At 72.7% G+C, this 5,590-nt stretch carries 4 protein-coding genes; 2 read left to right on the forward strand and 2 right to left on the reverse strand.

Translation table 11 applies throughout. The features are described 5' to 3' along the window. A partial coding sequence (locus CCN33_RS19955; RefSeq protein ID WP_086694942.1) for a GDSL-type esterase/lipase family protein occupies positions 1–593 on the reverse strand: 593 nt, incomplete at its 3' end. Between the two features lie 99 nt (positions 594–692). Between CCN33_RS19955 and CCN33_RS19960 the strand changes: the two genes are divergently transcribed. Next, a complete protein-coding gene (locus CCN33_RS19960; protein ID WP_086694940.1) occupies positions 693–1,661 on the forward strand; it encodes a hypothetical protein in 969 nt (322 codons plus the stop codon). Positions 1,662–1,728: 67 nt separating this feature from the next. On the opposite strand, the gene serC is transcribed toward CCN33_RS19960, so the two are convergent. Continuing rightward, on the reverse strand, positions 1,729–2,847 hold the full coding sequence (serC, locus tag CCN33_RS19965; RefSeq protein WP_086694941.1) for a phosphoserine transaminase: 1,119 nt from the start codon (positions 2,845–2,847) through the stop codon (positions 1,729–1,731). A gap of 203 nt (positions 2,848–3,050) precedes the next feature. Between serC and CCN33_RS19970 the strand changes: the two genes are divergently transcribed. Beyond that, positions 3,051–5,590, forward strand: a 2,540-nt coding sequence (locus CCN33_RS19970) for an FAD-binding and (Fe-S)-binding domain-containing protein (protein ID WP_244173877.1), incomplete at its 3' end; no start/stop codon positions are given.

Consider the following 5,590-nt stretch of genomic DNA (forward strand, 5'->3'; position numbering starts at 1 on the left):
GCGTTGGGGTGCGTGCCGTCGTACGTGTCCGTGTGGATGTCCCAGCCCTCCGGCGCCGAGGCCAGCAGCAGGGGGGACCGGGGTTCGTCCAGGTCGGCGGTCGTCTTGGCGAGAAGGGTGTTGAAGAGGTCGACCTGTTCGGCGAAGGGGCCGTCCTCCTGGGCGCGTATGTTCGGGATGACCGGCAGCAGCACCATCCGTACGCGCGGACGCGCCGCACGGGCCGCGGCCACGAACGCCCGCACGTTGTCGACCGTCTGCTCCGCGTTGGTGTAGAAACCCAGGTCGATCAGCCCGAGGGAGACCAGCAGCACGTCGGCCCGGTGCGTCCGCACCGCCTCCCCGATCAGCGGAGCCATGTGCTGCCAGCCCTCGCCCCACCCGGCGAGGTGGGCGCGCGGGAAGTCGGGGTCGGCGTACTCGTGGGAGTCGGGTTCCCCGGTGGCCTGGTCGTACAGCGTCTCGCGGGGACCGACGATCTGGAACGGGCCGCCGTATGTGCCCCGCAGGTGCTGCCACAGCCGGTAACGCCACGTGTGTTCGCCCGCGCTCCCGATCGTCATGGAGTCACCTACGGGCATGAACCTGAGCATCCGCTCATGATGGCGGATCTCGGCACAGGCCCGCACCCGGGGCCGATGTGAGGCCCACCACCCCCACTGAACACCCGCGCCGGATGGCAGTCTTGGACCATGCGCCGACCGTTCGCCCTGCTCGCCGGGGCCCTGCTCGCGGGTGCCTGCGCCCTGCCCGCCCACGCCGCGGACGGGGACCGGGGGTTCACCATCGAGGACCCCAGGATCACCGAGTCCAGCGGCCTGGCCGCCTCCCACCTGCACCCGGGCGTCTACTGGACGCACAACGACAGCGACGACGGCCCCTACCTCTACGCCGTCGACAGCCGCACCGGCAAGACCGTCGCCACGCTCACCCTGCGCGGCATCGGCTCCCCACGGGACGTGGAGGCCATCTCCATCGGGCCGGACAACCAGATCTACGTCGGCGACATCGGGGACAACTTCCACGGCCGCTGGCCCTATGTCTGGATCTACCGCCTGCCCGAGCCGAAGACCCTGAAGGACCGGACGGTCACGGCCACGCAGTTCGTCGTGAAGTACTCCGACGGCCCCCGTGACGCCGAGTCGCTGGCCGTCCACCCCAAGACCGGCCGCGTCTACATCATCGACAAGAACGAGGACGGCGGCCACCTGTACGAGGGCCCTGACCGACTGTCGTCCTCCGGCGCGAACATCTTCCGCCCGGTCGCCCCCGTCGACCTGTGGGCCACGGACGCCGCCTTCTCGCCGAACGGCCGACAGCTCGCCGTCCGGGGCTACTTCGGCGGCATCTCCTACGACTGGAACGGCGGCCGGATCAAGAAGCTGGACCGCCTGGACGTACCCCTCCAGGGCCAGGGCGAGTCCGTCAGCTACTCCGCCGACGGCACCAAGCTGATGTACGGCAGCGAGGGCGCCCAGAGCCAGGTACGGGCGCTCGACGCACCCGGGGGCGGCGCTGTGGCCTCCAAGTCACCGTCCGGCGGCGGAAGTTCCGCCTCGGGGGAGAAGAGCGGCGGGGGCGGCCTCAAGACCGGCGCGGTCCTCCTCGCCCTCGGCGCCGCCGCCGTGTTCGGCATGCGGCGGATGCGGCGGAAGGGCTAGGCGCCGGAATGGGAGAGGGGCGCCCGGTTCACCACCCGGCGCCCCCGCTCACGTGGAACTGAAGGTCTCAGATCCGCTCGATGACATAGTCGACGCACTTGGTGAGCGCCTCGACGTCGGCCGGGTTGATCGCCGGGAACATGGCGACACGGAGCTGGTTGCGGCCGAGCTTGCGGTACGGCTCGGTGTCCACGATGCCGTTGGCGCGCAGCGCCTTGGCGACCGCGGCCGCGTCGATCTCGTCGGCGAAGTCGATCGTGCCGATGACCTGCGACCGCTTGGCCGGGTCGGTGACGAACGGCGTCGCGTACTTCGACTCCTCCGCCCAGGTGTACAGCCGGGTCGAGGAGTCCTTCGTACGGCCGGTGGCGAAGTCGAGGCCGCCCTGGCCGTTCAGCCACTCGAGCTGCTCGTTGAGCAGGAAGAGCGTGGCGAGCGCCGGGGTGTTGTACGTCTGGTTCTTGCGGGAGTTGTCGATCGCCGTGGGCAGGCTGAAGAACTCCGGAATGTGCCGGCCGGACGCGTGGATCCGCTCGGCGCGCTCGACGGCCGCCGGGGAGAACACGCCGATCCACAGGCCGCCGTCGGAGGCGAAGGACTTCTGCGGGGCGAAGTAGTAGACGTCCGTCTCGGAGACGTCGACCGGCAGGCCGCCCGCGCCGGAGGTGGCGTCGACCAGGACGAGCGCACCCTCGTCGGCACCGGCCACCCGCTTGATCGGCATGGCGACACCGGTGGAGGTCTCGTTGTGCGTGAAGGCGTAGACGTCCACACCCGCCTCGGCGCTCGGCTCGGGGTGGGTGCCGGGGTCGGAGGCGATGACGGTCGGCTCGGCCAGCCAGGGGGCGAGCTTGGCCGCCTTGGCGAACTTGGAGGAGAACTCACCGAAATTGAGGTGCTGGGACTTGGACTCGATCAGCCCGTGGGTGGCGATGTCCCAGAACGCGGTGGAGCCGCCGTTGCCGAGGACGACCTCGTAACCCTCCGGGAGGGAGAACAGGGAGCTGATGCCTTCGCGGACCTGGCCCACCAGGTTCTTGACCGGGGCCTGCCGGTGGGAGGTGCCCAGCAGGGAACTGCCGGTCGCCGCGAGCGCGGCGAGCGCCTCCGTCCGCACCTTGGAGGGGCCCGCGCCGAAACGTCCGTCGGCGGGCTTGATGTCAGCGGGGATCTCGATGTCGGCCACGTGTCGGAGCGTATCGGGTGTGCGAAACCGGACGAAGCCGTGTCCGTCGGATGAGACGACTCCTCCGGGTCGTGGACTTGTGCGGTCGTACGACGATCTGAGGAGTGAGGGGTGCCTGTGGACAACTTCTGATGACGTTGCGTGAGCGGATGCATGCTGGAGCCATGACCGATCGACGGGGCCGGACGGACGGGGGAATGGCCATGGGGACCGAGGACGACGGCGGGCTGGCTTCGGAGCTGCGGCGGGCCGTGCGGGGTGAGGTCCGCTTCGACACGACGGCGCGGGCGCTGACGACGATGGACGCGTCCAATTACCGGCGGGTCCCCCTGGGCGTGGTGGCCCCTCGGGACGCCGAGGACGTCGCGGCCGTGCTGGAGGTGTGCCGGGCGCGCGGGACACCGGTGGTCGCGCGGGGCGGGGGTACGTCCATCGCCGGGCAGGCGACGGGTACGGGGGTGGTGCTGGACTTCACCCGGCACATGAACGGCCTGCTGGAGCTTGACCCGGACGGGCGTACGGCGAGGGTCCAGCCGGGCCTGGTACTGGACCGGCTGCAGACGGCGGCCGCCCCGCACGGCCTCCGTTTCGGCCCCGACCCGTCCACGCACGGCCGCTGCACGCTCGGCGGCATGATCGGCAACAACTCCTGCGGCGCCCACTCCGTGGCCTGGGGCACCACCGCCGACAGCGTGCGCGAGCTGTCCGTCCTCACCGCACGCGGCGAACGGCTGCGCCCGGGCCGGGACTGGTCCGGCGCACCGGAGGGTCTGCGGACGCTGGTGGAGGGGGAGCTGGCCCGGCTGCGCACCGGCTTCCCCGAGTTGCCCCGCCGTATCTCCGGGTACGCCCTGGACGCCCTGCTCCCCGAGCACGGCGCCGACGTGGCCCGCTCCTTCTGCGGCTCCGAGGGCACCCTCGGCGTCCTCACGGAAGCGGTGCTGGACCTGGTGGAGGCGCCGGCCGTCCACGCCCTGGCGGTGCTGGGATACGCCGACGAGAGCGCCGCCGCCGACGCCGCCCCCGGTCTGCTGCCGCACGGCCCGCTGACCGTGGAGGGCATGGCGGCCGACCTGATCCGGGCGCCGATCGGGCTCCCCAAGGGCGGCGCGTGGCTGTTCGTGGAGACGGGCGGCGCCTCGGAGACGGAGGCACGGGCCCGCGCGGAGGCGGTCGTGGCCGCGGCCGACGTGGTGGACGCGCTGGTGGTGACCGACCCCGTCGCCCAGCGCGGTCTGTGGCGGCTGCGTGAGGACGCGAGCGGTACGGCGACCCGGATGCCGGACGGCACGGAGGCGTGGCCCGGCTGGGAGGACTGCGCGGTGCCGCCCGCCCGGCTCGGCGCCTACCTGCGCGACTTCCGCGCCCTGCTCACCGCCCACGGACTGCGCGGCGCTCCCTACGGCCACTTCGGGGAGGGCTGCGTCCACGTCCGGATCGACTTCGACCTGCTCACCGAGGACGGGGTGGGCCGGTTCCGCCGCTTCTCCGAGGAGCAGGCCGACCTGGTGGTCTCCCACGGCGGCTCCCTGTCCGGGGAGCACGGCGACGGACAGGCCCGCGCGGAACTGCTGCCGCGCATGTACGGCGCGGAAACGGTGGCGTTGTTCGAGCGGGCCAAGGCGGTGTGGGACCCCGACGACCTGCTCAACCCCGGCATGCTGGTCCGCCCGGCCCGGCTGGACGACAACCTCCGCTTCGCGGTGCTGCCCCGCCGCCCGGTGGACGTCGCCTTCGGCTACCCGCACGACGACGGAGACTTCCGCGCGGCCGTCCGCCGGTGCGTCGGGGTCGCCAAGTGCCGTACGGAGTCGGTCGGCGGGTCCGCGGTGATGTGCCCGTCGTTCCGGGCTACCGGGGAGGAGGAGCACTCCACGCGGGGGCGGGCTCGGCTGCTGCACGAGATGCTCGCCGGCGAGGTCGTCACCGACGGCTGGCGCTCGGCCGAGGTCCGGGACGCCCTCGACCTGTGTCTGTCCTGCAAGGGCTGCCGCTCGGACTGCCCGGTCGGCGTCGACATGGCCACCTACAAGGCGGAGTTCCTGCACCACCACTACGCCGGCCGGCTGCGCCCGGCCGCCCACTACAGCCTGGGCTCGCTGCCGGTGTGGCTGCGGTGGGTGGCGCGTGCGCGGGCGGCGCCGCTGCTCAACCGGCTCGCCGCGGTGGGGCCGTTGGCCCGGCTGGGGAAACGGGCGGGCGGGATCGCGCCTGAGCGGGACATCCCCCGGCTGGCGTCGTGGACGTTCAGCCGGTGGTGGAGGGCGCGGCCACCGGCGCCGGAGAGCGGCGGCTCGGGACAACTGGTCGTGCTGTGGCCGGACACCTTCACCGAGCATCTGTCGCCGTCCGTCGGGCGGGCCGCCGTCGGGGTGCTGGAGTCGGCCGGGCTGCGGGTGGCGCTGCCGCCGACCCTGCTGCCCGGCAGGCGCCCGGTGGGAGACGGCACCTCCCGCACGCCGACCGCGCTGCTCGGGGCGCGCCGCGCGCAGGTCTGCTGCGGGCTCACCTACATCTCCACCGGCCGACTGGACCGGGCCCGCGCGGTGCTGCGCCGCACCCTGGACCTGATGGAACCGGTGCTGGAGGCCGGGACCCCGGTCGTCGTCCTGGAACCGAGCTGTGCGGCGGCCCTGCGCTCCGACCTCCCCGAACTCCTGCCCGGCGACCCCCGCGCACCCCGGCTGGCCGCCGCCGTCCACACCTTCGCGGAAACCCTGCGCCAACACGCCCCCCACTGGAC

Origin of the sequence: Streptomyces recifensis, assembly GCF_002154615.1 — a bacterium.
Taxonomy (GTDB): Bacteria; Actinomycetota; Actinomycetes; order Streptomycetales; family Streptomycetaceae; genus Streptomyces; species Streptomyces griseoluteus.

Coding starts and splice junctions, on each gene's coding strand:
- CCN33_RS19960 (WP_086694940.1), top strand. CDS start 693: ATGCGCCGACCGTTCGCCCTGCTCGCCGGGGCCCTGCTCGCGGGTGCC.